This is a genomic window from Dickeya oryzae (assembly GCF_020406815.2).
GTDB classification, from domain to species: domain Bacteria; phylum Pseudomonadota; class Gammaproteobacteria; order Enterobacterales; family Enterobacteriaceae; genus Dickeya; species Dickeya oryzae.
Window position 1 is genome coordinate 1,077,579 of sequence record NZ_CP162670.1, and the last position, 23,909, is coordinate 1,101,487.

At 51.0% G+C, this 23,909-nt stretch carries 19 protein-coding genes, 1 tRNA gene and 4 pseudogenes; 19 read left to right on the plus strand and 5 right to left on the minus strand.

What is annotated here, in order from left to right:
• Positions 1-54: 54 nt before the first annotated feature.
• A tRNA-Thr gene (locus tag LF929_RS04560) sits at positions 55-130 on the plus strand.
• A 107-nt stretch (positions 131-237) separates the two neighbouring features.
• Here LF929_RS04560 and LF929_RS04565 read toward each other — a convergent pair.
• Complete coding sequence (locus LF929_RS04565; protein ID WP_268906130.1) at positions 238-426, minus strand: DUF2213 domain-containing protein; 189 nt, start codon at positions 424-426, stop codon at positions 238-240.
• Positions 427-895: 469 nt separating this feature from the next.
• Between LF929_RS04565 and LF929_RS04570 the strand changes: the two are divergent.
• From LF929_RS04570 to LF929_RS04580, 3 genes and pseudogenes are all read left to right on the plus strand, one after another.
• Positions 896-1,182: pseudogene (locus tag LF929_RS04570) on the plus strand (hypothetical protein).
• 90 nt (positions 1,183-1,272) lie between these two features.
• Positions 1,273-2,502, plus strand: coding sequence for a GIY-YIG nuclease family protein (locus LF929_RS04575; RefSeq protein ID WP_226093597.1), 1,230 nt, complete (start codon positions 1,273-1,275; stop codon positions 2,500-2,502).
• Between the two features lie 242 nt (positions 2,503-2,744).
• Positions 2,745-3,898, plus strand: a pseudogene (locus tag LF929_RS04580) (IS256 family transposase).
• A 137-nt stretch (positions 3,899-4,035) separates the two neighbouring features.
• Here LF929_RS04580 and LF929_RS04585 read toward each other — a convergent pair.
• Positions 4,036-4,503 carry a hypothetical protein gene (locus LF929_RS04585; protein ID WP_226093596.1) on the minus strand — a complete coding sequence of 156 codons (468 nt, stop codon included), beginning with the start codon at positions 4,501-4,503 and terminating at the stop codon, positions 4,036-4,038.
• A gap of 300 nt (positions 4,504-4,803) precedes the next feature.
• Between LF929_RS04585 and LF929_RS04590 the strand changes: the two are divergent.
• Positions 4,804-5,023 (plus strand): annotated as a pseudogene (locus tag LF929_RS04590) (antitoxin of toxin-antitoxin stability system).
• Between the two features lie 429 nt (positions 5,024-5,452).
• A pseudogene (locus LF929_RS04595) lies at positions 5,453-6,660 on the plus strand (MFS transporter).
• 14 nt (positions 6,661-6,674) lie between these two features.
• On the opposite strand, the gene LF929_RS04600 reads toward LF929_RS04595, so the two are convergent.
• Positions 6,675-7,556, minus strand: a complete 882-nt coding sequence (locus tag LF929_RS04600; RefSeq protein WP_226093595.1) for a bifunctional transcriptional activator/DNA repair enzyme AdaA — start codon at positions 7,554-7,556, stop codon at positions 6,675-6,677.
• A 31-nt stretch (positions 7,557-7,587) separates the two neighbouring features.
• Entirely contained in the window at positions 7,588-8,352 is a 765-nt protein-coding gene (locus LF929_RS04605) for an SDR family oxidoreductase (protein ID WP_226093594.1), read from the minus strand.
• 732 nt (positions 8,353-9,084) lie between these two features.
• Here LF929_RS04605 and LF929_RS04610 point away from each other — a divergent pair.
• From LF929_RS04610 to LF929_RS04625, 4 genes are all read left to right on the plus strand, one after another.
• A complete protein-coding gene (locus tag LF929_RS04610; protein WP_226093593.1) occupies positions 9,085-10,224 on the plus strand; it encodes a D-alanyl-lipoteichoic acid biosynthesis protein DltD in 1,140 nt (379 codons plus the stop codon).
• 129 nt (positions 10,225-10,353) lie between these two features.
• Positions 10,354-11,472 carry a cytochrome c552 gene (locus LF929_RS04615; protein WP_023640562.1) on the plus strand — a complete coding sequence of 373 codons (1,119 nt, stop codon included), beginning with the start codon at positions 10,354-10,356 and terminating at the stop codon, positions 11,470-11,472.
• Positions 11,469-12,905 carry an AMP-binding protein gene (locus tag LF929_RS04620; RefSeq protein WP_038908827.1) on the plus strand — a complete coding sequence of 479 codons (1,437 nt, stop codon included), beginning with the start codon at positions 11,469-11,471 and terminating at the stop codon, positions 12,903-12,905. The genes LF929_RS04615 and LF929_RS04620 overlap by 4 nt, the downstream gene beginning before the upstream one ends.
• Before the next feature lie 18 nt (positions 12,906-12,923).
• Entirely contained in the window at positions 12,924-13,145 is a 222-nt protein-coding gene (locus LF929_RS04625; protein WP_012885859.1) for an acyl carrier protein, read from the plus strand.
• 44 nt (positions 13,146-13,189) lie between these two features.
• Here LF929_RS04625 and LF929_RS04630 read toward each other — a convergent pair whose 3' ends face one another.
• A complete protein-coding gene (locus LF929_RS04630) occupies positions 13,190-14,254 on the minus strand; it encodes a GlxA family transcriptional regulator (protein WP_038908826.1) in 1,065 nt (354 codons plus the stop codon).
• Positions 14,255-14,429: 175 nt separating this feature from the next.
• Between LF929_RS04630 and LF929_RS04635 the strand changes: the two genes are divergently transcribed.
• The 9 genes from LF929_RS04635 to LF929_RS04675 all read left to right on the plus strand — a co-directional run bounded on the left by LF929_RS04635 (position 14,430) and on the right by LF929_RS04675 (position 23,827).
• Entirely contained in the window at positions 14,430-15,203 is a 774-nt protein-coding gene (locus LF929_RS04635; protein WP_210177596.1) for an alpha/beta hydrolase, read from the plus strand.
• 164 nt (positions 15,204-15,367) lie between these two features.
• Complete coding sequence (locus LF929_RS04640; protein WP_226093592.1) at positions 15,368-15,976, plus strand: FMN-dependent NADH-azoreductase; 609 nt, start codon at positions 15,368-15,370, stop codon at positions 15,974-15,976.
• A 220-nt stretch (positions 15,977-16,196) separates the two neighbouring features.
• Positions 16,197-16,505 (plus strand): YciI family protein, encoded by a 309-nt coding sequence (locus LF929_RS04645; RefSeq protein WP_038905369.1) that lies wholly within the window; start codon positions 16,197-16,199, stop codon positions 16,503-16,505.
• Positions 16,506-16,746: 241 nt separating this feature from the next.
• Positions 16,747-18,438: a sensor histidine kinase gene (locus LF929_RS04650; RefSeq protein WP_038925552.1), complete on the plus strand. Its 1,692-nt coding sequence runs from the start codon at positions 16,747-16,749 to the stop codon at positions 18,436-18,438.
• Positions 18,432-19,157 (plus strand): two-component system response regulator BtsR, encoded by a 726-nt coding sequence (btsR, locus tag LF929_RS04655; protein ID WP_168366277.1) that lies wholly within the window; start codon positions 18,432-18,434, stop codon positions 19,155-19,157. Before LF929_RS04650 ends, btsR begins: the two co-directional genes overlap by 7 nt.
• Positions 19,158-19,561: 404 nt before the next feature.
• A complete protein-coding gene (locus LF929_RS04660) occupies positions 19,562-21,709 on the plus strand; it encodes a carbon starvation CstA family protein (RefSeq protein WP_038905360.1) in 2,148 nt (715 codons plus the stop codon).
• A gap of 103 nt (positions 21,710-21,812) precedes the next feature.
• A complete protein-coding gene (locus tag LF929_RS04665) occupies positions 21,813-22,016 on the plus strand; it encodes a YbdD/YjiX family protein (protein ID WP_012768713.1) in 204 nt (67 codons plus the stop codon).
• Positions 22,017-22,047: 31 nt separating this feature from the next.
• Entirely contained in the window at positions 22,048-23,100 is a 1,053-nt protein-coding gene (yjiA, locus tag LF929_RS04670; RefSeq protein WP_226093591.1) for a GTPase, read from the plus strand.
• Positions 23,101-23,380: 280 nt separating this feature from the next.
• Positions 23,381-23,827: a hypothetical protein gene (locus LF929_RS04675; RefSeq protein WP_038905358.1), complete on the plus strand. Its 447-nt coding sequence runs from the start codon at positions 23,381-23,383 to the stop codon at positions 23,825-23,827.
• The last annotated feature ends 82 nt before the right edge of the window (positions 23,828-23,909 follow it).

Genomic DNA, 23,909 nt, shown 5'->3' on the forward strand with positions numbered 1-23,909 from the left:
TGACTAGTTTGTCACCCCGTAGTTCACGTCACGCACTCGCGGGACGATCTCAGGGCCGATATAGCTCAGTTGGTAGAGCAGCGCATTCGTAATGCGAAGGTCGTAGGTTCGACTCCTATTATCGGCACCATCATTTCATCCAATACCATCCTTAATTATCCATTTTCCCTTAAATTTCTATGGGTTGGCGTTTTTGTTCATCCAGTGCTATCCGCTTTTAGCCGTTGCAATCCAAATTTAAAACGGGTACATAGTCGGGTATCTGAGTTTGAGGCGGGTGCCGCTGGCGTCAGGCTCAAGGTCGATTTCATCCGGCAGATAAACCTGTGTACCGGTTCGCGCGATCGGCACGTCTTTGCACAGCAAGGAGCCATCAGCCTGGAGAAACCGCGTCTCACCCAGGCGGGTAGTGAAAAAATATTGCATGGGGTTACCTGCTAAATTGCGGGCCTTTTTCAGACAGTGAATCCACGTCGCCTTAACTCATCAAGAATTGAGTCAATGGCATCATGAACGATGTCGGTGTTGTAATACTGAGAATTGCCTGACTGGCATATCTCATCAAGTAATTTTCGGTTATGCCTTAAGCTGTCGATAAGGCGTTCGTTTGTTAGTGCCATAATTGGCCTCCTTTGTTTGAGTACGAGCGTTCTCGCTCACTCTTATTTATCAATCAGCAGAGGCTAAATTGCTCATTTGTTGTTTTTTTAACCAAATTTTTTGACGAAAAGTGCTATTTAGCTTACCGTCTCGGCTCAGGTATATGAACCTCTGGCCAGCAGTCACAATTAGGTAGGCATCCGGTGTGCCCGGTCATGCCATCAAGCGTTGGCGGAGCATCCCATCAAACGAATTTATCTTTCATCTTCTCGTGTGATGAGCGCGCGCCAGCACCATTACCATGCAGTGCGGTAACTTCAGGATGGGGGTCATTCCTGATTTTCTATTTAAAATCAATGGTGAAACGGTAACATCCCAAAAAATCAAGATACTTGGGGGGATAGCACTGGAATGAATATCGACATGATCCTTGTTCCAACCAGGAATGGCAGAAACTACGGTTTCCAGTACATCAACCAACCCGGTAGCGACTCGCGCTTTTTGAAGGTTGAGCTTCTGCAGGCTAGCATGGACGCTCCGCGCATCATAGGGTCGTTTCCGTGTAAGAAGTTAGAAAACTAATTCAGTAACCCCAGAACTCGTATGGTGTTCAGAAGATGAAATCATGTATATTTCGGATGATTCTCATCTTTAACTCTGGGGTAACTGTAAATGGAAGCGCTGTATCCAATATTCATCATTGCAGGTATAGGGGCCGCAATTGGCTTTTACATTACATATAGATATTTAAGCAATAAGCACAAAAAAATTATTGAGTATCTTGAACTGAGAAATCAAAGTTCTCTTGAGGCTGAGATTAACGAAAAGAAAGAGGTAATTGAAAAATACAAAAATAGGGATATTGCTCGTGAGGTGGAACACAATAATCTGAAAAATGAGCTTAGACAAGTTATTGAGTTAAATAGATTAAAAAGTAAAGAGATTCTCGGTAAAGCTGTTGATTTTGCTTTTGATTTTGAGCATATATTCCGTGAGCAGCACCATTCTGCACAGGAAGAAATACAGCGAGTTTTAGACGATACTTATCGCTATAAACGTAAAACCTTGCTGGCATCTGTGACATTAAAAAACTTTGAGAAAAAACTCGAAGATATCAGAAGAGAAAAGGCGATTTATCAGACGTTGATTACAAAATATGATTTCTTTGAACTCCGCGATCATTCTGACTGGAAGTCTGTAGAAAAAGAGTTTAGAAATAAGGTGCTGGAGCTTCAGGCCGCTCAGGATGAGCGGGATGCTCAAAACGAAATCAAACGACAGATGCGAGAAGAACGTCAGAGGGCAGAGGAGCTTGAAAGGCAGCAACAGGAAGCAGAAGCAAGAGAACAGGAACTTGAGGCTCGTCGTAAAGCTGTCGAAGAAGCTTTACTGGCCGCCGACGAAGAGCACCGGCAAGAGCTTGAGGAAACTCGCCGTCAGTTAGAACAAGAAATTGAAGATGTTCATAAGCAGTATGAGCGAGCAAAATCGATGGCTCAAATGACTAAGCAAGGGCATGTATATGTCATTTCTAATATCGGATCTTTTGGCGAAAATGTTTATAAGATTGGTATGACTCGCCGCCTTGAGCCGCTAGACCGCGTTAGTGAATTAAGCGGTGCAAGTGTACCCTTTGAGTTTGATGTACATGCAATGATTAGTTGTGATGATGCTCCTGCTCTTGAATACGCATTACATAATAAGCTGAATAGTGAGCGCATGAATAAGGTCAACCTGCGCAAAGAGTTTTTTAAAACCGATTTGAGAAAAATAATCCAATGCGTAGAGGAGCATCACGGCAAGATCGAATATGTTGCAAACCCTGCAGCACTGCAATATTACCGCTCACTAGAGCTAGCTGAAGAAACTCAAAAAAATAAAGAATCCTTAGTGGTATCTTGATTTCCCCTCATGACATAGACCCGCCTAACGCGCTGAGGAATCCCCAGTAATGGGCGGGTGAAAAAGACAGGCATAGAGTTTTGTGATCTACTGATTGTGCGACCAATTCAGCGAGATCACCTCTATGCCTGCCTATCAAGTATGTCAGAAGTTTTTCCGAAGCGCTTTAGCTAGACTGTAATTAAAATTGTGTAATTGCCTGTTTTTGATATGTTCATTCCAACACCGGAGACAGGCAAACGATGGACGAAAAGAAACTCAAAGCACTGGCTGCTGAATTGGCTAAAGGCTTTAAAACCGAAGCCGACCTCAATGCGTTTTCCCGCATGCTGACGAAGTTAACCGTCGAAACCGCGCTCAATGCAGAACTGACCGAGCATCTCGGACACGAGAAAAATGCCCCGAAATCAGGCTCTAATACCCGAAACGGTTACTCGTCTAAAACCGTGTTATGCGACGACGGTGAGATTGAACTGAGCACGCCACGTGACCGCGAAAACACCTTCGAGCCGCAACTGATAAAGAAAAATCAGACGCGTATCACGCAGATGGACAGCCAGATTTTGACCCTGTACGCCAAAGGTATGACGACCTGTGAAATCGTTTCTACATTCAAAGAGATGTACGATGCTGATGTGTCTCCCACGCTGATATCCAAAGTGACCGATGCGGTTAAAGAGCAGGTGACAGAATGGCAAAATCGTCCACTAAATTCGCTGTATCCCATTGTTTATCTTGATTGTATCGTAGTGAAAGTCCGTCATAGCGGCAGTGTCATCAACAAAGCGGTGTTCCTTGCTCTGGGTATTAACACCGAAGGCCAGAAAGAGCTGCTGGGCATGTGGCTGGCCGAAAACGAAGGCGCGAAGTTCTGGCTCAATGTGCTGACGGAGCTTAAAAACCGGGGGCTTCAGGATATCCTGATTGCCTGCGTGGACGGTCTGAAGGGCTTCCCTGATGCCATCAACAGCGTCTATCCGCAGACACATATCCAGCTGTGCATCATCCACATGGTGCGAAACAGCCTGAAATACGTCTCGTGGAAGGATTACAAGGGCGTCACCAGCCGGCTGAAAGCGGTGTATCAGGCCCCAACCGAGGAGGCGGCGTTGATGCGCTGGACAAGTTCTCCGACATCTGGGATGAGAAATACCCCCAAATCAGCAAAAGCTGGCGTGCGCACTGGGAAAATCTCAACACGTTCTTTGGCTACCCGCCGGATATCCGCAAGGCTATCTACACCACCAATGCCATCGAGTCGCTGAACAGTGTGATCCGCCAGACGATAAAGAAACGCAAAGTATTCCCAACGGATGACTCAGTTCGGAAAGTGATTTATCTGGCGATGAGCCGTTTCATTATCGAATTCGGTGACCGCCTGAGCGATCACTTTTAATACTGTATCATTTACACCGAGTTATTTATAGATCGCCGCGACAATACAATTCGGTATTAAACTGACTCATTTTGCATTCTTTTAAGTGTGTAATATTTTGTATTGATGTTTATTATATTAACATTCTAAGATGAAATTTAACTTATTGTTTTTATTGATTTTCTTTGCTCCGAGATTATTTTATTCTCTGCCTTGCCGTGGAATGTCGACATGCCCACCATTGTATTACCATCATTATAAACAGTAAATACATAGGTTCCGGTATCAAAACCAATTCCTCGTGCATCTTCGAAAATCAACGTTATCTGATTGCCACTGATTGAACCGTGGTAATTGAATTTTCTATCTGATTCTTTACCATCACGAGTTTTTGTTCTGGTACTTGTACCGTTTAGACGGCATCCTTGCTGTTTTAGGTTGAGCCGACCTACTGTTACACTATCGCCATTACGTTCTTCTATTACATCCCATGCTCCTTCAACACGAATACCCCTGTACAGGCACCTATCACTAAGGTTTGGCCAGACCCACTTGGTAATAAGGGTTATCACTGCTGCTGCGATAATGCTCCCGAGAATCCCTACAAAAAGACTCATTATATCCATCTGACATTCCTGTTATGAAGTATATAAACCCAAAATTGTAGCTTTCAAAACATCGTGTGCTTTGTCATTATATTATCAGTTTGTATCTGCTATCAAAAATACAATGAAGCCAACACGTTCTTATTTTGAGGTTTGATTGCTTTTCAACGAAAAATGCATTCATGACAATAAATGTAGTTTCTTCTTCCTGAGTTTTTGTAAGAGTGAATAGTCAAGTGTTCACTAATGGTGGGTAAGATCAATTCACTATAACAGACATTTTTTAGGTGATTTATGGAACACATTCTTGCTTAAAAATATATCAAAATCAACTAGTTAATAGAAAGCGATGAAGTATTTTATTGATGAACCTGTCGCTGTGCTGTCGAATAATCGTCCTGCTGGCTATATGATCAGGGCTAGGATGCATACCGCTGCGCGTTTTCGCCCAACCGCTGAACGGTTAAACGGGATTGCGCAGAGCGGGCAGACACTGCTGCAAAATGCTTCTGACAAGGATCTGTCCGAGTTCTCTGAATGAGTATTAGGATTTTTCCAGTCAGTACGTATTCATAGATCGTGCTGATGGCCGAAGCATTCAGAATGAAATATTGAAATAAGCACCAAGTGACTTAACACCCCCAAATAATGGCGATGAGCGAAGAGCGCGTAAAGCAAAGCGCCATTTCCACCCCATCCCAAAACACGCAGCCTACGCATACACAGCACCTCGCCGAACACATCATCCAATACAACCACAGCCTCTGCCTAATGTTACCGTTGTGTATTATACAACTGACTTGAAAGCCGATTACTTTCATTTCTCGAGGGCGGTGAGTGATGCCTGTTCTCATTATCCAGCGGGGCTTACCCCAGTGACAGGTTGGGGTGGTGCGTTTTCGGCTATGGCACAGGCCTCCCATCTCAGGCAGGCTGAACCATGATGGTTAGCAACGTAAAAAGGGTTCCGATGCCTTTACGATCACTTCAGGCGCTGTGTTTAGTGAGTTTTTTCATGGCCGATGTCAGAGATGGCCTTGGCCCTTTTTTGGGGATTTTTCTCACCGAGCATCACTGGAAAGCCGATGACATCGGCTGGATCATGACCGTCGGTGGTTTGGCGGGCCTGGTTGCCACTATGCCTTGCGGGCTGGCCGCAGATGCGTCGCGCAACAAACGGGCGGTGCTCGTTGCCTGCTGTGTGCTCATCACCGCCGCGACCTTGTTGCTTTGGTTTTTCCCGAATCGGTATGTTGTGGGGTTCTCTCAGGTGATAACTGGGGTATCCGCTACCTTTATTGCGCCCTTGTTGACCGGGATTACGCTGGGGCTGACGGGCCCGTCTGGCTTTAACCATCAGATGGGAAGGAACGAGGCGTTTAATCACGGCGGGAACATGAGCGCGGCGATGCTAGCGGGCGCGCTGGTGATCTACTGGGGAACCGATGTCGTCTTTATCCTGATGACCGGTATGGCGATATGCGCCACGCTGGCGGTTTTGGCTATCCGACATGGTGATATCGATAACCGTGTGGCCCGAGGGTTAAGCGGCGCTGACGATGCTGCCTCGGCTCCCAGGCTTTCTGTCATTATCACGCACCCGGCAGTGGTGACGACCGGGGCAACACTGATGCTCTTTCACCTCGCCAACGCCGCCTTGCTGCCGATGCTCAGCATGCGGGTGGCCGCGATGCATGATGGCGAAATGAGTGCGGCGTGTATGCGGCCGCGACCGTCATTATTTCCCAGTTGGTGATGATCCCGGTGGCGTTATTTGCCGCCGCCAAAGCAGGTAAATACGGTTACGCGGCGCTGATTACGTTGGCGTTAATCGTGTTGCCGCTGCGTGCCGCGCTGGCATCGGTATCCGCCGGGCCATTTTTTATGATACCGGTTCAGGTATTAGATGGTGTGGCGGCGGGGCTTCTGGGGGTGGCGGTCCCCGGTTATATCGTCAGGTTGCTGGAAGGCAGCGGGCATACCAATGCCGGGCTGAGTGTTGTCATGTTACTGCAAGGCATCGGGGCATCATTCAGCCCCGCGCTTGCAGGGAATATTGCTGCGGCCTACTCCTACCGCACCGCGTTTGCGGTACTTGGTGGCATCGCCATACTGGCACTGCTCCTCTGGTGGCTTCGGCGTCTGTTGGCCTGGGACCGACAACGGCAGTACGATTAACGCCGCTGCGCTGGCTACTCATACCTTTCATACCTTGCGGATTCCCAGGCGTGTATCGCGTGTTTTCGGGTTTCTCCCCAGTGGTAGCCGCCGATTTTTCCACTCTGTTGGATGACGCGGTGGCAGGGGATCAGGAAGGCGACCGGATTGGCACCGACCGCCAGTCCCACCGCTCTTGCCGCGTTGTGATGGCCGATGGCATCGGCCACCTGAGAATAGCTGACGACAGCGGCCGGGGGGATCTGTAACAGCGCTTTCCAGACGCTAATCTGAAAGTTGGTGCCGGTCACATGCAATGAAATCGGGCGATCCGCTGGTGTTTTCATGGCAAACAGGGTGTCTATCACCGTTTGTGTCCGTTGCGGATTGTTATGCATCACGGCATGTGGCCAGGTGTGATGCAATGCTGCCAGTGGTTCTCCGGCATCGTTGTTGTCCAGAAAGGAAAGGCTGCAAATGCCTCGGGGTGTCACGGCAATAAAGGCGTTACCGAACGGCGTAGCGTGAACGGCGTATTCGATGATAAGGCCCGCACCTTGTTGTTTGTATTCCCCCGGCGTTACCGCTTCGAGATGAACGAAATGGTCGTACAACCGCGAGCTACTGCTTAACCCCACGGCGTCGGCCACATCAAGCAGCGGTCTTGACTCGCGCAGTAGCGTTTTGGCCCGTTCGAGGGTCAGCACCTGTAAGAATCGTTTCGGTGTAACGCCAGCCCAGCGGCTAAACAGCCGCTGAAAGTGGAAAGGGCTCAGGTGAACGTGCGCGGCAATCTCATCGAGTGTGGGCTGGCTGTTCACACGGTTAGCGATGAACGTGATGGCATCGGCGATGCGCGCATAGTCTGAATGTGCAGCGTCTGAATGTGCGTCTTCTGAATGTGTGTGGTCTGGCATCGTCATCTTCCATCCCCGTAGTGGTCGTTATTCAGGTGCGGCAGATGGAGGCACCGCCGTCAGCCAGAAGTGCAATGCCGGTGGTGAAACTGGCGGCATCAGATGCAAGATAAAGGGCTGATGCGGCAATCTCTTCCGGCTGCGCCAGACGTTTTAAGGCATGAAGGCCCTGAACAAACGCCAGTGACTCCGGGTCGCGGGTAAAGGCCTGCCCCATCGGTGTGTCCGTTCCGCCCGGTAGCAGTGCGTTTACCCGAATCCCCTGAGCGCCAAACTCTGCTGCAAGCACCCGCGTCAGGCCGATTAACCCAGACTTGCTCGCGGCATAAGCCGCCATACCCGGCAAGCCGAGGGTATAACCCACGAAGGTTGACGTAAAAATGACCGATCCGCCACCCCGGCGGAGCATGGCCGGAATTTGGTGTTTAGCGCCAACAAAGGCGCTCGTCAAATTCGTGTGCACGGTGTCTTCCCACTCCGCAAGACTCATGTCCAGTAGGCTGCCGGTTTCTCCGGTGGTTCCGGCATTATTAACGGCGATATCCAGCCCGCCATAGCAATCCATCGCCAGCTCAACCAGCGCTTTTGCAAAACCCTCGCTTTTAACATCACCGGCTAAGGCTACCGCGTGACCGCCAGCCTGGGTTATCTCCTCAACCAGCCTGTTGAGCGCTTGCTGACGTCGGGCACCTACGATAACGCGAGCGCCTTCCTGAGCAAACCGTTTGGCCGTTGCATACCCGATGCCAGAGCTGGCACCGGTGATAATGGCTATTTTGTCAGACAAGTCAGGCATGGTGAAAACCTCCGAATGTGTCATGTTCACGTTGATGGTGTGTGGCAGGTGTAGGCGAAGTATGGGGAGTGCAGCGCCTCCCGGCGACCCGGATCTTGCTGTCTTTACATCAGGCCAGAAGGAGGGGGATGTCTTAGCGTCGACATGGTCGGATTTCGTGCGTTTGTTGATGCAGGATAATTCTGTCAGAGAAGGTGTGCACTTATCATAGGCGCGCAAATTCATCGGCGTGGTGAGGTGGCAGTTACCACAATGAATGTGCGGTGATGTCAGTTCCCGAATGCTGCGGTCGATGCTTTTTTTGCGAAAATGAAAGAGTCGGGATTATAAGGTTTTGGTGGTTATTTTCTGAGATGGTGGCTGTGATGCGTTTATTTTTATTGAAGTTCCTTTTTTATCATGATGTTAGTTAATGTTTTTCTGCGGTTTGACAACGATTCGGTTTATTCAACAATGCCTTTCAGGCCCTGATATTACCGTGCTGAATCAAAAGAAGGTCGTGCAAGTGCGAATGATAATGGTGCCTCTTCTTTCGCGTTTTAGCGTTCATTTCTGTGTGATATCAGTCTTGCCCGTTCAACCGCCTGCACACTGTACATACCGTTACACAGCAACACTCATCATCGAAGATTAGCCTGGTATATAGTGTCGTAAAAAAACAGTAATCGATGTCGTGTGAAGATAAAGAATTAACAAATTTCAAACAAATTGAAGTCATATAGTTTTACTTTTATGAAGAAACTTAAAAATACTATCTGCCTACATCTCCTGATGGCGCTGCTCGCCATTCTGGTTCTTAGCGTTCCCCCGTTGGTGACGAGCTTCGATCCGCCACTGAATTTCCAGCCATTGATTACAAGCCTGGACGGTACGCCCAAAGAACTCAAAGAGAAAATGGCGACTATTTCTCATGCATTACAAGGGAATGCGATTTTCTTTATCGGCGCGTCGGAAGTCTCTACATCCGACGATGAGCATTACGCTGTTTATAATTACTTTAATAATCAGTTGCGCCGTCCGGTAGTCGCCTATGGTGATGCGTATATCGATAATGTTGCGCATTTTCTACTGCTCTCGCGTTTTAAAAACGATCTGAACGCGAACAGTAAGGTGGTGTTGCAACTGGCACCCGATAGTTTTTACGGTGATGGTGTCCCGGGGGCGGTGTTTGCCGATAATTTCCCGCCCTCGATGTTTAATCCCCTGATGGACGATCCCGAACCGCGCCGCTTTTTGGTGAGTTATTTACAGAATCTCAACATCGACGAGGTCAGCCATTTAACCTTCGCTCAGATGCGCGTTTATGGCTGGCATCCGCAAATTATCTGGCAGGAAGTGAGCTATCAGTTTGCGATTTTCTGCGAAATGATAAAAAAAGACTGGCTGGCAAGACTGGGTATTGAGCCTCAACCTGTACGGCCGTGGCCGGTTAAGCCCTCGCCTGAAATGGTTCCCAACTGGGATAATGAATTGGCTCACGCCCATGAACTGAATAAATCTCGCCAGCAAAGTGCGGCGACATTCTGGATGGATAAGTCTGTCTATGATGACGATCCGACACAGGATGTATGGGACGACGCACCACTATTTCCCGCACAAATGGACGCGTTCCAGGCAACAATTAAGCTGCTCAAAGCGCGCCACGTTCAGGTGGTAGTGATTGTGGATGCGATTAATCCGTGGGCGATTAAAAACTCCGAGAAATTCCAGTCGATTGATAAACAAATCAGGTCAATGCTGGATGAGAATCAGGTTCCTTATCTTGATATGTACGCCATGCCTTATCAGAACGGCTGGAACTGGGACCGCCTGCATCCAACAGACCCAGCATGGGTGGTGATGGACCGTTTTATTGCTGAGAGTTTTAAATGATGAAATACGCGATTCGCCTTTTTTTTATTTATCTCTTGCTGGCGGTGACCATCGTGGCGTGGACCTCTGTTGATGACAGCATGAGTTTACAAGTGCATTTTGAATATCAAAAGTTCTGAAGGATGAATGATGTATAGCTCCGGAACATTTTTTTTCTGCCTGTTTGGATTAGCACTGTTGTTTGTGCTGATTAATCGGCTATGGCATTACCGGCTGACCTATTTATCCGCCATTTCTGCACTGGTGTTGTTAGGCTGGGGATATATTTTCCAGGGTGATTATATTGTCCCTGTGGCAGTTTTCCTGAGCTTTTATATTATTGTCACGTTGAAAGAAAAAGGCTGGTTAAAGACCTGGCAGGCGGTAACGTTGACGCTGCTGCCGTTGTTTTTGGTGAAATTACACCTGAACAACCACTGGGGGATGATCGGCTTGTCGTTTATGACATTTCGCGCCGTTGACGTATTACTGTATCGCACCAAAAAAGACGGCCAGAATTTCCTGCACTATTTCGGCTATCTCTTTATGCCGCTGGTTATTTCTGCCGGGCCGATGTATCGCTGGCGCGCCTGGGTAACGGATATTAATAAGCCGTCCTTCGTTATCACTCGCGAGCAGTTTTTACCTGCCATGGAGCAGATTTTCATCGGTATTATCCAGAAATTCCTGTTCGCTACGCTGATTGATAGCCTGGTCATTCAGTCGTGGAGTCATCGTCCGTTTACCTTAAGTGTCGGCGTTGTGATGTCGGTGGCTTACAGCGCGTACCTTTACTTTGATTTTGCCGGTTACAGCAATATGGCTATTGGGGCAGGGCGCTTATTTGGCCTTAACATCCCGGCGAACTTCAATATGCCGATCCTGGCTAAAAATCCGCAAGATTTCTGGCGTCGCTTCCACATTAGCTTGTCCGAATGGCTAAGGGATGTGGTTTTTATGCCGATTTATATGAATCTGATGAAGATCGATTTTTTCCGACAAAATAAAACGCTGGCACAAAACATTGGTATTTTTTGCACCCTGTTTTGTATGGGTGCATGGAACGGGCTTGAACGACACTATATCATCAGCGGCGCGCTGTTTGGCGCCATTTCTGTTGCACACAATATGTTGCAGTGGTCAGCCAAACGTAGTCCAACGCTCAGCAACTGGTTACAACGTCCAGTCATTGCGTTCCTGGGGCGAATTCTGACGCTGGCAAGCGCCGCTGTATCTCTTTACATCTTTAGCGGAATGTCACCTCTATGAACTATCACTCCGAGCTTAAGGAACTGCAAGATTTCTTGCATGCGGTACTACTCAAGCCCGCGAACCCACACCAGTTGGCGATTAGCGGTAGCGATGAGGCAATGACCTGGCAACAGCTCTCGGTCGCCGTTAGCGATTGGCAGCAGCGTTATCAGGATTGCCAGCAGCCTGCTGGTACACCGGTCGTGTTATACGGGCATCAACAGGCAGAATTTGCCGTGGCGATTTATAGCTGCCTGTTGCATAACATTCCCTACGTGCCGGTGGATTGCATCTACCCGCAGGAACGACTGCGGGAAATCTGCCAGCAGGCGAAAGCGCCTTACTACTACGATGTGGCCACGAAGCAGTTCATCGCCACCGGTGAGGAAGGGCAGGTGCTGGCCGAGCCGGACCTTGCCTACATCATGTTCACGTCCGGCAGTACCGGCAAACCGAAAGGTGTGCAGATTGGGCGTGAGAGCCTGTGGCACTTCATGAAATGGGTGCGTCAGGACTTTTCCCTGCCTGACGTGCCGGTATTGATGAACCATGCGGTATTCAGCTTTGATCTCTCGTTGATCCCGTTGCTGGCGAACCTGGCGACCGGCGGGCACATCGTCCTGAATGCGAAAGAGGATATCGCGGCGGAGAACTGGCTGGAACGACTGAAAAACAACGCGGTGTCTGTTTGGGTTTCCACGCCGTCTTTTGCCTATCAACGTTTGCTCTCCCCGCAGTTCAACAGTGACTATTTACCGAGTCTGAACGTTTTTGTGTTTATTGGCGAAGTGTTAAACAAGGCGCTGGTAAAACAGCTACGCCGTCGTTTCCCGCATGCCAAAATTCTCAACTCCTATGGCCCCACCGAAGCGACCATCGCCACCACGGTTATCGAAATTACCGATGAGATCCTGTGCAGTGAAAACGATGTCCTGCCGGTTGGGGCGATGATGCCGGACTCCCACATGGAAATTACCGCCGAAGGTGAGCTGATTATCTGGGGTAAGAACGTGATGCGCGGCTACCTTGGGTTAGCGCAGGAGAACGCGGCGAAATTGTTACATCGGGAGAGCGAGCAGTTCCGCGGTTATCGCACCGGCGATCTGGGCTATGAAGAAAACGGTGTCCTGTATTGCCAGGGCCGTAACGACAGCCAGATCAAGCTGAACGGCTACCGTATCGAAATCAACGAGATTGAAAATCGCCTGCTGGCGATGCCTGATATTAGTGAAGCGGTGGTGCTGCCGTTAATGAAGTCAGGCGGTGGGGTGTTGCGTATTGCCGCGTTCTGCGTCACGAAACTGGCGCCTGATGCGATCAAAACCTCGCTTTCGAAGGTGATTCCACCCTATATGGTGCCTTCCCAGATTATTATTAAAGATGCATTGCCGCTGAATCCTAACGGCAAAATAGATCGTAAACTGCTGGATACTCATGCCCGCACTAATTGATTACACCAGGAAATGATGATGGAACAAGAGATACTCGCCCTGTTTGAAAAGGTCTTATCCCGCAAAGTGGGGTTTAATGATGAACTGATTGAGTCTGATATCCTCGACTCGATTCTGGCCGTCGATCTGGTGTTGGAAGTGCAGGACGTTTACGGCTGCATGATCCCGCCAACCGAAGTCGCCACTGTTCTGAAGACCCCGGCTGATTTGGCTCGTTACATTGAAGAGCATCGCGGTTAAGAAGGACATTGCGGTTAAGCCTGGATAAACGGCGAATACTCGTCTCATTTCAAGACCCCGGATGCTGTCATTCGGGGTCTTTTTTTTTCAGCCAGATCGGGTGTTGCGGTTTTATCGTTTCTTAACATCGCCCATTTGCGGTATTGCACGGGCGTCATCCCCATCAATTGTGAAAACGCGCGTCTGAATGCCGTATCTTCACTGTAACCGCACGCCTGAGCGACCCGCTTGATGTTGGCTGCCGGGTTTTCGAGCAGCAGGCAGGCCGTTTCTATCCGCACGCGCGTAATAAAATTTTTAGGGCTTTCGTTGGTCAGCTCCTTAATCTTTCGGTGCAGCGTCCGGTCGCTGAAATTTAGCGCACGGGCTAGCTCTTCTGCTGTCATGGCCGGGTTTTCGTATCGAACCAGATGTTCAGCGCGCAGCAATAACGGGTCCACCGTATTCATAAATCCCTGTGGTGCATAAATACGTTGTGACAGCGGCTGGCTATCGGCAACGGCAATGTCTGCCGCCATCCTGGCGATGTCGGGGCCTGCCTGATGGCGAATAATATGCAGGGCAAGTTCAACCCAGGATAAGGGGCCACCGGTTGTAATGATGCCATCCTGCTCTTCCAGTGCTTTGCCCCATACCGGTTTTGCCTTCGGGTACTTTTGCTTGAAGGTGTGATAGAGCCACCAGGTGGTGCTGCAAAAGCGCCCATCCAGCAGTCCTGCTTCGCCTAAAATAAAACTGCCTGCACAGGCACCGCCTATCAGGGAACCGTGCAGGTATTGCTGTTTTAGCCAGGCTGCTGATTCTCCAACGGATGTCGCGGCCAGTGGCAGTTTATCCGGGCCGAGCATCATGCCTGTGGCCAGCACAATGTCTGACTTGCCAACCGCCTCAAACGAACTGTCGACATAGATGAGGCGGCCCTGAGCGTCGCGCACGGGGTTGCCATCAGCACTGACAATCGCGGTTTCAAATGTCACGCCAGGGGCACTGGTCGCGGCATTTCCTTGCGGGCGCGAGATCAGCGCCTGATTGACCATCCAGAACATATCGGCCAGCCCTGCGATGGCGGACGACATACTGCCCGGTAACGCCAGAATCGAGATACGCATGGGGGTGTTTTCCTGTCGGAGAAGATTGGCGAATTTTGCATGAACTATGTCAACTTTGCCATCTTACTACAAGCGCCCAGGCTGATTACACTTTAATCATCCCGTATCGCAGGGGTAACCACGCCAGGGAAAGCCCAGCGATCATCATTCATGCATATCTGCCAAAGGAGCGTCTATGACGAATTCCCGCACCGCCTGGCTACGCACACTGGCTATTGGGCTGGGGCTGCTTCTCTTTACCAGTGTTCACTCTATTGCGGAGGCCGCGAAAATTAAAAATATTGTGTTGGTTCATGGCGCATTCGCCGATGGTTCCAGTTGGTCGGCTGTCACGAGCCGGTTGCAAGGCATGGGCTACCATGTCACCGCCGTGCAAAACCCCCTGACCTCGTTGGCCGATGATGTCGGTGCTACCGAGCGTGTGTTGCAAAGGCAACAGGGTGATGTCCTGTTGGTGGGCCACTCGTGGGCAGGCGCTGTCGTTACCCAGGCGGGTAATGCGCCAAATGTGCGAGGGCTGGTCTATTTATCTGCTCTGGTGCCAGACAGTGGAGAATCCGTTGCTGATTTATTGCAGCGTCTGCATGCACCGATGGAAGGGATGTCGGCGGATTCAAACGGGTTAATCTGGCTGGATAATCCTGACCAGTATCAGGCGGTGATGGCGGGGGATGTGCCGTTAAAAAAAGTGCAGGCATTAACCGCGGTTCAACAGCCGATGGCAGCAAAAGCGTTTGGCGATAACGTGCAGCACGCTGCATGGAAAGACAAACCGTCGTGGTATTTATTAACTGAAAATGACAACGCGTTACCGCATGTTGTTCAGGAAAAAATAGCCGGGCAGATTGGCGCAAACGTGCTGTCAATAGCATCCAGCCATATGTCTCTTATTTCACACCCTGATGCTGTCGCAAATTTTATTGATAAGGCAGCCAAAGCCATTAAATGATGATGTCAGTCCTGTATTCAGGGTGATAGACGATAGCTGTCCTAATTCGCCTGTAGTGATGTATGGATACATATTACAGCGCGTAATTCGATTGCCGATGTTCTGATGCCTGAATGATTTAACGTATGAATGATGGTCGCGTTTAAATATAAAGAGAGGTTGTCGTGAATATATTACATATAGATTCCAGTATTCTTGCGGATGGTTCAGTAACACGGCAGCTTTCCGCTGAGGTTATTGAACAACTAACCCTCCGTTATCCGGATGCCGCATTGTCTTACCGTGATGTGGTGGCACAGGAAATACGCCACCTTACTGGCCCGATTGTTGCCGGTTTCCGCCAGGTAGACACCGCAACGTTGCAGGAGCACCAACTGTCTGAACAGCTCGTGTCAGAGTTTCTGGCGAGTGATGTCATCGTTATTGGTGCGCCGATGTATAACTTTTCTGTTTCCAGTCAGCTGAAAGCCTGGCTGGATAGAATTGCGCAGGCAGGAAGGACATTTAAATATACTGAAACCGGGCCTGTCGGATTATCCGCAGGAAGAAAAGTGATTATCGTTTCTGCCCGTGGCGGTTTTTATGGCAAGCCCCCTTTTGCCAGTCTGGATTTTCAGGAACGCTATCTTCAGGCATTTTTCGGGTTTCTCGGTATTCATGATGTGTATTTTATTCGTGCTGAAGGAGCATCAAAAGGCGATGAAATAAAAAATCGTGAAATTGAGAATGCCAGGTCATCCATCCAGTCAGTGATTAATACTCTCGCTGTTTAATCCATTATATACCCAAAATAATTCGAGTTGCAGGAAGGCGGCAATCGAGCGAATCCCCAGGAGCTTACACAAGTAAGTGACTGGGGTGAGTGACAAATTGGCGAAGCCGATTTGAACGCTGCTGGCAGCGGCCCCGAAGGGGCGAGGCCCATAAAATGGGCCGAGTAACGCAGCCAACACACCTGCAACTTGAAGTATGAAGGGGATAGAGGTAACTGCTATGCTATATGCCATTACTCTTGAGTATTCCAGCCCGAAAGACGAACTTGAACAGCATATTGATGCACACAAAAAATGGCTTGTGGATAATATCAAGCTCGGGAATATCATTTTTGCCGGTCCATTAGAGAACGGACTCGGTGGATTTATTCTGGCCTACGGGACGGACTCATCGGCGGTCAATGTCGCGTTGTCAGATGATCCGTTCGTCAAACTGGGGTTGGTACGGGTACTCATCAGCGCCATTGAACCGGCGATTTGCTCTGGTCACTTCCATGCTGGCTGGGCCGGGAACGCGAAAGCGTTGTAATACCCGTGTCGATTGAGGGCGGGACTTCCCATCCTTCTCCCGATGCAGTCGAGTGTGAATCCCCGCCGCTTAACGAAATAAACGGCGGGGATAGTGTGTTGATGGATTCAGATTTCGTCAACTCGTGCGCCAGTATGCAAATCAGTGAAACGCGTCAAGGTAACGCCGCGAGTTTGTGTTAGGGTATGCTCCTCGGGGGATCGTCCGATTCCCGGTTTTTTTGCCCGTCTGAGTTTTTATCATGTATGAGTTCAAACTGGTTTTACTGTTGCTCCAGCAGATGTGCGTCTATCTGGTGATCGCCTATCTGCTCAGTAAAACGCCGCTGTTTATCCCGTTGATGCAGGTAACGGTCCGTTTACCGCATAAGCTGCTGTGTTACGCCATGTTTTCCATGTTCTGCATTATGGGCACCTATTTCGGGCTACATGTGCAGGATTCGATTGCCAATACACGCGCGATTGGCGCGGTGCTCGGCGGGCTGCTGGGTGGCCCCGGTGTTGGCATTCTGGTGGGAATGACCGGTGGGTTGCACCGCTATTCGCTGGGGGGGATGACAGCATTCAGTTGTATGGTCTCGACCATTGTCGAGGGGCTTCTGGGGGGCATGGCGCACCGGTTGCTGATGCGTCGCGGCCGGGTTGACCGGTTGTTTAACCCTTTTACCGTGGCAGGGGTGACGTTTATCGCGGAACTGCTGCAAATGGCGATCATTTTGTTGCTGGCACGGCCGTTTGATGATGCGCTGAAGCTGGTAAAAGATATTGCGGCACCGATGATCGTCACCAACAGTATTGGCGCGGCGATGTTCATGCGTATCCTGCTGGACCGGCGCGCCATGTTTGAACGATATACCTCGGCGTTTTCCGCCCGGGCGTTAAAAATCGCCGCCTGCACCGAAGGTATCCTGCATCAGGGGTTTAATGAAGAAAACAGTATGCGGGTGGCGCAGGTTATCTATCAGGAGATGGATATCGGTGCGGTGGCGATCACCGATCGTGAGAAACTGCTGGCTTTTATCGGCATCGGCGATGACCACCATCTTCCGGGGACGCCTATCGCTTCGGGTCATACCCGGCGCGCTATCGAACATAACGAGGTGGTCTACGCCGACGGTAACGAAACGCCGTACCAATGCTCGCTGCAATCTACCTGTCGGCTAGGGTCGACGCTGGTGATCCCGCTGTGTGGTGAAAATCAGCAGGTGATCGGCACCATCAAATTGTACGAAGCTAAAAACCGTCTGTTCAGTTCCATCAACCGCACGTTTGGCGAGGGGATCGCCAGCCTGCTGGCGGCTCAGATCCTGGCGGGGCAGTATGAGCGCAGCAAGCAGTTGCTGACGCAATCGGAAATCAAACTGCTGCATGCGCAGGTTAATCCACATTTTCTGTTTAACGCCCTCAACACCTTACTGGCGGTGATCCGCCGTGATAGTGAACAGGCTGGCCAATTGGTGCAGTCGTTGTCGACGTTTTTTCGCAAAAATCTCAAACGCTCAGAGGAAGTTGTTACACTGGCCGACGAGATAGAGCATGTGAATGCCTATCTGCAAATTGAAAAAGCGCGCTTTCAGGAGCGTTTGCAGATCCGTTTTGACCTGCCGTCGGCGTTGATGTCGATGCGGCTGCCTGCGTTTTCGTTGCAACCGCTGGTGGAAAACGCGATTAAACACGGTACGGCGCATCTGCTGGGAACCGGGATTGTCACCATCAGCGCCAGTCGGCAGGGGGATCGACTGTTGCTGAGTATTGAAGATAATGCCGGTTTGTACCAGCCACGAACGAACTGCACCGGGCTTGGTATGAATCTGGTGGATAAGCGTATCCGCAGTCGCTACGGCAATGATTATGGCCTGAGCGTGGAATGTGAGCCGGACCGTTACACCCATATCCATCTGACGCTGCCCTGTGAGGAAAGCCAGTCATGCTAAGCGTGCTGATTGTTGATGATGAACCGCTGGCGCGGGATAACCTGCGCTGCCTGCTGGAACAGGATGACGGCCTTGAGCTGGCCGGTGAGTGTGCGAACGCGGTGGAAGCGATTAGCGCTATTCACCGCTTACGCCCCGACGTAGTGTTTCTGGATATTCAGATGCCGCGCATTAGCGGGCTGGAAATGATCGGCATGATCGATCCAGACAACATGCCCTACATCGTGTTCATTACCGCTTACGATGAGTATGCGATTAAAGCGTTTGAAGAGCAGGCGTTTGATTACCTGCTCAAGCCGATAGACCCGCAGCGGCTGGCGAAGACCTTACGCAATCTGCACCGGGAACGCCCGGCGCAGAATATCGACAAACTGTCCGACCATCAGTCACTTCTGGACTACATTCCCTGTACCGGGCACAGCCGTATCTACCTGATGAAAAGTGACGACGTGCAGTTTGCCAGTTCGCGCCAGAGCGGTGTGTATGTCACCGGGCCGCAAGGGGAAGAGTGCTTTACCGAGTTAACCCTGAAAACGCTGGAAAGCCGTACCCCGTTGGTGCGTTGTCACCGTCAGTATCTGGTCAATATGGCGCATCTGCGCGAAATCCGGCTGGAAGAGAGCGGGCACGCGGAGATCCTGCTGAAAAGCGGTCAGGCGTTGCCGGTCAGCCGCCGCTACCTGAAAACCCTCAAGCAACTGCTTGGCCTTAAGGGTTAATGCCGACCCGCATGCGTGCGGGCGGCGTGTTTCCTGTTCCTTTCATCCTGCCTCTTGCGTTGTTGATGACACGGCAACGGCATTATTACTGCGGCTGCAACGTTGGCCGCAGGGCGCATTTTCGTCAATTTAAGTAAACATCTGTCACCGCTTATTCCGGTATGCGACCGGTCATCCGCTTATCCGACCGCTGACCCAAATTCAACTATCACCTGACGAATAGCCTGACTACAGTAACCATACGTGACTACATCATAAGTAATTATACCCGTCATATTTCATGTTGCAGGTGTGTTGGCTGTGCGCGTTCATCCGGCTGGGTAAGCTCACCGGGGTTCACCCGCTTGCCGCTGTCCTGCCACTCGAATGATTGAGGGTATACACAAATAAGAAGAGTGAACGCTATGAAAGATAAACTTCTCAGGCATCTTCCCTGGGCGTTACTGGGGGTCATCGGGGCATGCTGCCTTGGCGTGGTCGCACTGCGTCGCGGCGAGCACGTCAGCGCCATGTGGATCGTGGTAGCGTCGGTGGCGGTCTATCTGGTCGCTTACCGTTACTACAGCTTGTACATCGCTCGCCAGGTGATGCAGCTTGACGCCAACCGCGCGACACCCGCGGTGGTTAACAACGACGGGCTGAATTACGTGCCGACCAACCGCAATGTGCTGTTCGGCCACCATTTTGCCGCTATCGCCGGTGCAGGCCCGCTGGTAGGGCCGGTACTGGCCGCTCAGATGGGCTATCTGCCCGGCACCCTGTGGCTGCTGGCCGGTGTTGTGCTGGCGGGCGCAGTACAGGACTTTATGGTGCTGTTCATGTCGACCCGCCGCAATGGTGTGTCGCTGGGTGAAATGATCAAAGAGGAAATGGGGCCGGTACCCGGCACTATCGCGCTGTTTGGCTGCTTCCTGATTATGATCATCATCCTGGCGGTACTGGCGTTGATCGTGGTGAAAGCACTGGCGGAAAGCCCGTGGGGCGTATTCACCGTATGCTCTACCGTGCCGATCGCGCTGTTCATGGGCATCTATATGCGCTTCCTGCGCCCCGGTCGGGTGGGGGAAGTGTCTGTCATCGGTATCGTGCTGTTGCTGCTGGCTATCTGGTTTGGCGGTGTTATCGCTCATGACCCTTACTGGGGCCCGGCGTTGACGTTCAAAGATACCACCATCACCTTTGCGCTGATCGGTTATGCGTTCATCTCGGCGCTGTTGCCGGTGTGGCTGATTCTGGCTCCGCGCGACTATCTGGCGACGTTCCTGAAAATCGGGGTGATCGTCGGTCTGGCGATCGGCATCGTCATCATCAACCCTGAGCTGAAAATGCCGTCCATGACGCAGTTTATCGACGGTACTGGCCCGGTGTGGAAAGGCGCATTGTTCCCGTTCCTGTTTATTACCATCGCCTGTGGCGCGGTATCCGGCTTCCATGCGCTGATTGCGTCCGGCACCACGCCGAAGCTGCTGGCGAACGAAACCGATGCCCGCTTTATCGGTTACGGTGCGATGTTGATGGAATCGTTTGTCGCCATCATGGCACTGGTTGCGGCGTCGATTATCGAACCGGGTTTGTATTTCGCCATGAACACCCCGCCGGTCGGTCTGGGCGTCACCATGCCGAACCTGCATGAGCTTGGCGGTGCCAATGCACCAGCGATCATGGCGCAGTTGCAGGGGGTTACCGCACAGGCGGCGGCAACGGTCAGTTCCTGGGGCTTTGTGATTTCGCCGGAGCAGATCCTGCAAACCGCGAAAGATATCGGCGAACCGTCGGTACTGAACCGCGCAGGGGGTGCACCGACGCTGGCGGTAGGTATTGCTCATGTGTTCCATCAGATTATCCCAAGCGCCAACATGGGCTTCTGGTACCACTTCGGTATTCTGTTTGAAGCGCTGTTTATTCTGACTGCGCTGGATGCTGGCACGCGTTCTGGTCGCTTTATGCTGCAGGACCTGCTGGGTAACTTCGTCCCGTTCCTGAAGAAAACCGATTCGTTGATTGCGGGTATGGTCGGTACTGCGGGTTGCGTTGGCTTGTGGGGCTACTTGTTGTATCAGGGCGTGGTGGATCCACTGGGTGGCGTCAAGAGCTTGTGGCCACTGTTCGGTATCTCCAACCAGATGTTGGCTGCGGTCGCGCTGGTGCTGGGTACGGTCGTGCTGATCAAGATGAAACGCACCCGTTATATTTGGGTCACGATGTTACCGGCAGTCTGGTTGCTGATCTGTACCACCTGGGCGCTGGGGCTGAAGCTGTTTAGTAATAATCCGCAGATGGAAGGTTTCCTGTATCTGGCTCGTGTTTACAAACAGCGGATTGCTGAAGGCACGGAGTTGAGTGCGCAGCAGATTGCCAACATGCATCACATCGTGGTGAACAATTACACCAATGCCGTGCTGAGCGTTTTGTTCCTGGTGGTGGTGTATAGCATAATCTTCTATGGTATTCGTACAGCATTGCGGGAACGTAACCAGTCAGAACGCTCTGACCGTGAAACCCCGTATGTGCCGGTACCAGAAGGCGGCGTGAAGATCTCCTCCCATCATTAACCGACGGTGAGGACGATACCGCCGACAGGTGCCAGTATGGGCCTGTCGGCGTTCATATCTGTCGGCTCATGCGCCATCGGCGCTGATATCAAGAGAGGGCGATATGTTCGGAAACCTTGGGAAAGCAGGAAAATATCTGGGTCAGGCCGCCAGAATGCTGGTCGGCATCCCGGATTATGATAACTACGTGCAGCACATGCAGACCAACCACCCAGACCAGGACGTGATGAGCTACGAGGAATTTTTCCGCGAACGCCAGCAGGCACGTTATGGCGGTAGTGGTAAAGGGGGCTTTCGGTGCTGTTGAGTCGTCAGCGCGACAAGGAGTTTTTTCGAGTATGACTCATTCATTACCCGCAGAGGAATTACCCGCAGACGTATTACCGACGGATGCATTAACTGACAATGCATTAACCGAGAATGTATTACCCGACAAGGTATTACCCGCGACGATCCTCACCGGTTTTCTGGGGGCGGGGAAAACCACCTTACTGCGGCATTTGCTGTATGCCGATCACGGCGAGAAAATTGCCGTCATTGAAAATGAATTTGGCGCGGTGGCGATTGATGACTCGTTACTGGGCGATCGCGCGACCCGTATCACCACACTGAGTAACGGTTGCATTTGCTGTAGCAGTGCCAATGAATTGTCGGATGCGCTGCATGACTTGCTGGACGGTATTGACCGCGGCGAACTGGCGTTTGACCGGCTGGTGATCGAGTGCACCGGTATGGCCGATCCGGGGCCGGTGATTCAAACCTTTTTTTCTGACGAGCGCCTGAGCCAGCGCTTCCTGCTCGACGGCGTGATTGCGCTGGTTGATGCGGTACATGCCGATGAGCAACTGAGCCGACATACCGTGGCGCAGGCGCAGGTCGGTTATGCCGACCGCATTCTGCTGACCAAAACCGAGCTGGCCGGTGAGACGCAGGCACTCGAAGAGAGACTGGCGCGTATCAACGCCCGTGCCAGCCTGTATCGGGTGGTGAATGGTCAGATAGACCACCGCCAGATCTTCGGCGTCGATGGTTTTATGCTAGACGATCGGCTACAGGTGTCGTTACCGCGTTTTCGACCGCTGATCGAACAGGATAACGCCATCACCTCGCTGGTGGTGCAACTGGCAAGGCCGGTAGACATGGCCGCGGTATCGGCAGTTATGGAGCAACTGTTGGTAGACTGTGCTGATAACCTGTTGCGCTACAAAGGGGTGCTGGCAATCGAAGGTGATGATCGTCGGTTGTTATTCCAGGGGGTACAACGGCTCTACAGTGCTGACTGGGATCGTCCATGGAACGACGATGAACCACGCGAGAGTGTTATGGTGTTTATCGGTATTCGTCTGCCACAAGACGATATCCGCCGCGCGTTTGCTGCGCTGAATGTGTGAGCCAGGCTTGCCGGGTGAAAATCCGGCAATACCTACCTTTCTTGTTTCAGCTTACTGCCGTTTACGTCTCTCCCTGCCAGCGTAGTGATATACAAGAAAAAATACTCGTTGCCATCAGGGACGGTGCCTCTTGCTGCTCTGGCGCTAATCGCTAATCACCAGTATTGCTTACCAATAATGTTTGGTTAAAACGAATCGTTATATCCAGTGATTTGATTTTAAATGGTATTTAGATAATTATCTGATGGCTATTTAATCTTATTCATAAGGATGTTGAATCGTGAAGAACGTGACAAGAATTTTAGTGGCTACGGCCTCGTTATTAGCCTCTTACTCAGTGATGGCGGGCTGGCAGCCGTATAAAACGGTGACACTGGATGGATATAACAATACTGTCCCCGGGGGAAGCGCTTACAATGAAACAACGATTGCATCGGGAGTGTACCGTTTCCGCATTGATCCGACTTCCGATGGTGTTGACTATGCAACAGGGCAGGGCGGCAATACACGTTCAAAATCTGCGGCACTGATGGTGTATGATCGCACGAGTACCGCTGATAAGACGGCAGCAGTCAGCTACTACGGCTTGAATGATGACGGTATGCATGCCGCCGCGATCATTCACGCATTTCCTCAAACCGGGGGCTTCGATTTGTATCTTCAGGACTGGCAACGCTCTGACAATTCGGGCACGGTGAAAGTCATCATTGAAAAATGGAAAGACTAATTACGTGAAATAAAGGGCCGACGCACATCGGCCCATCGTATTCATCAGCCTGATATTCATCACCTCTGCGCATCTGCGTCTC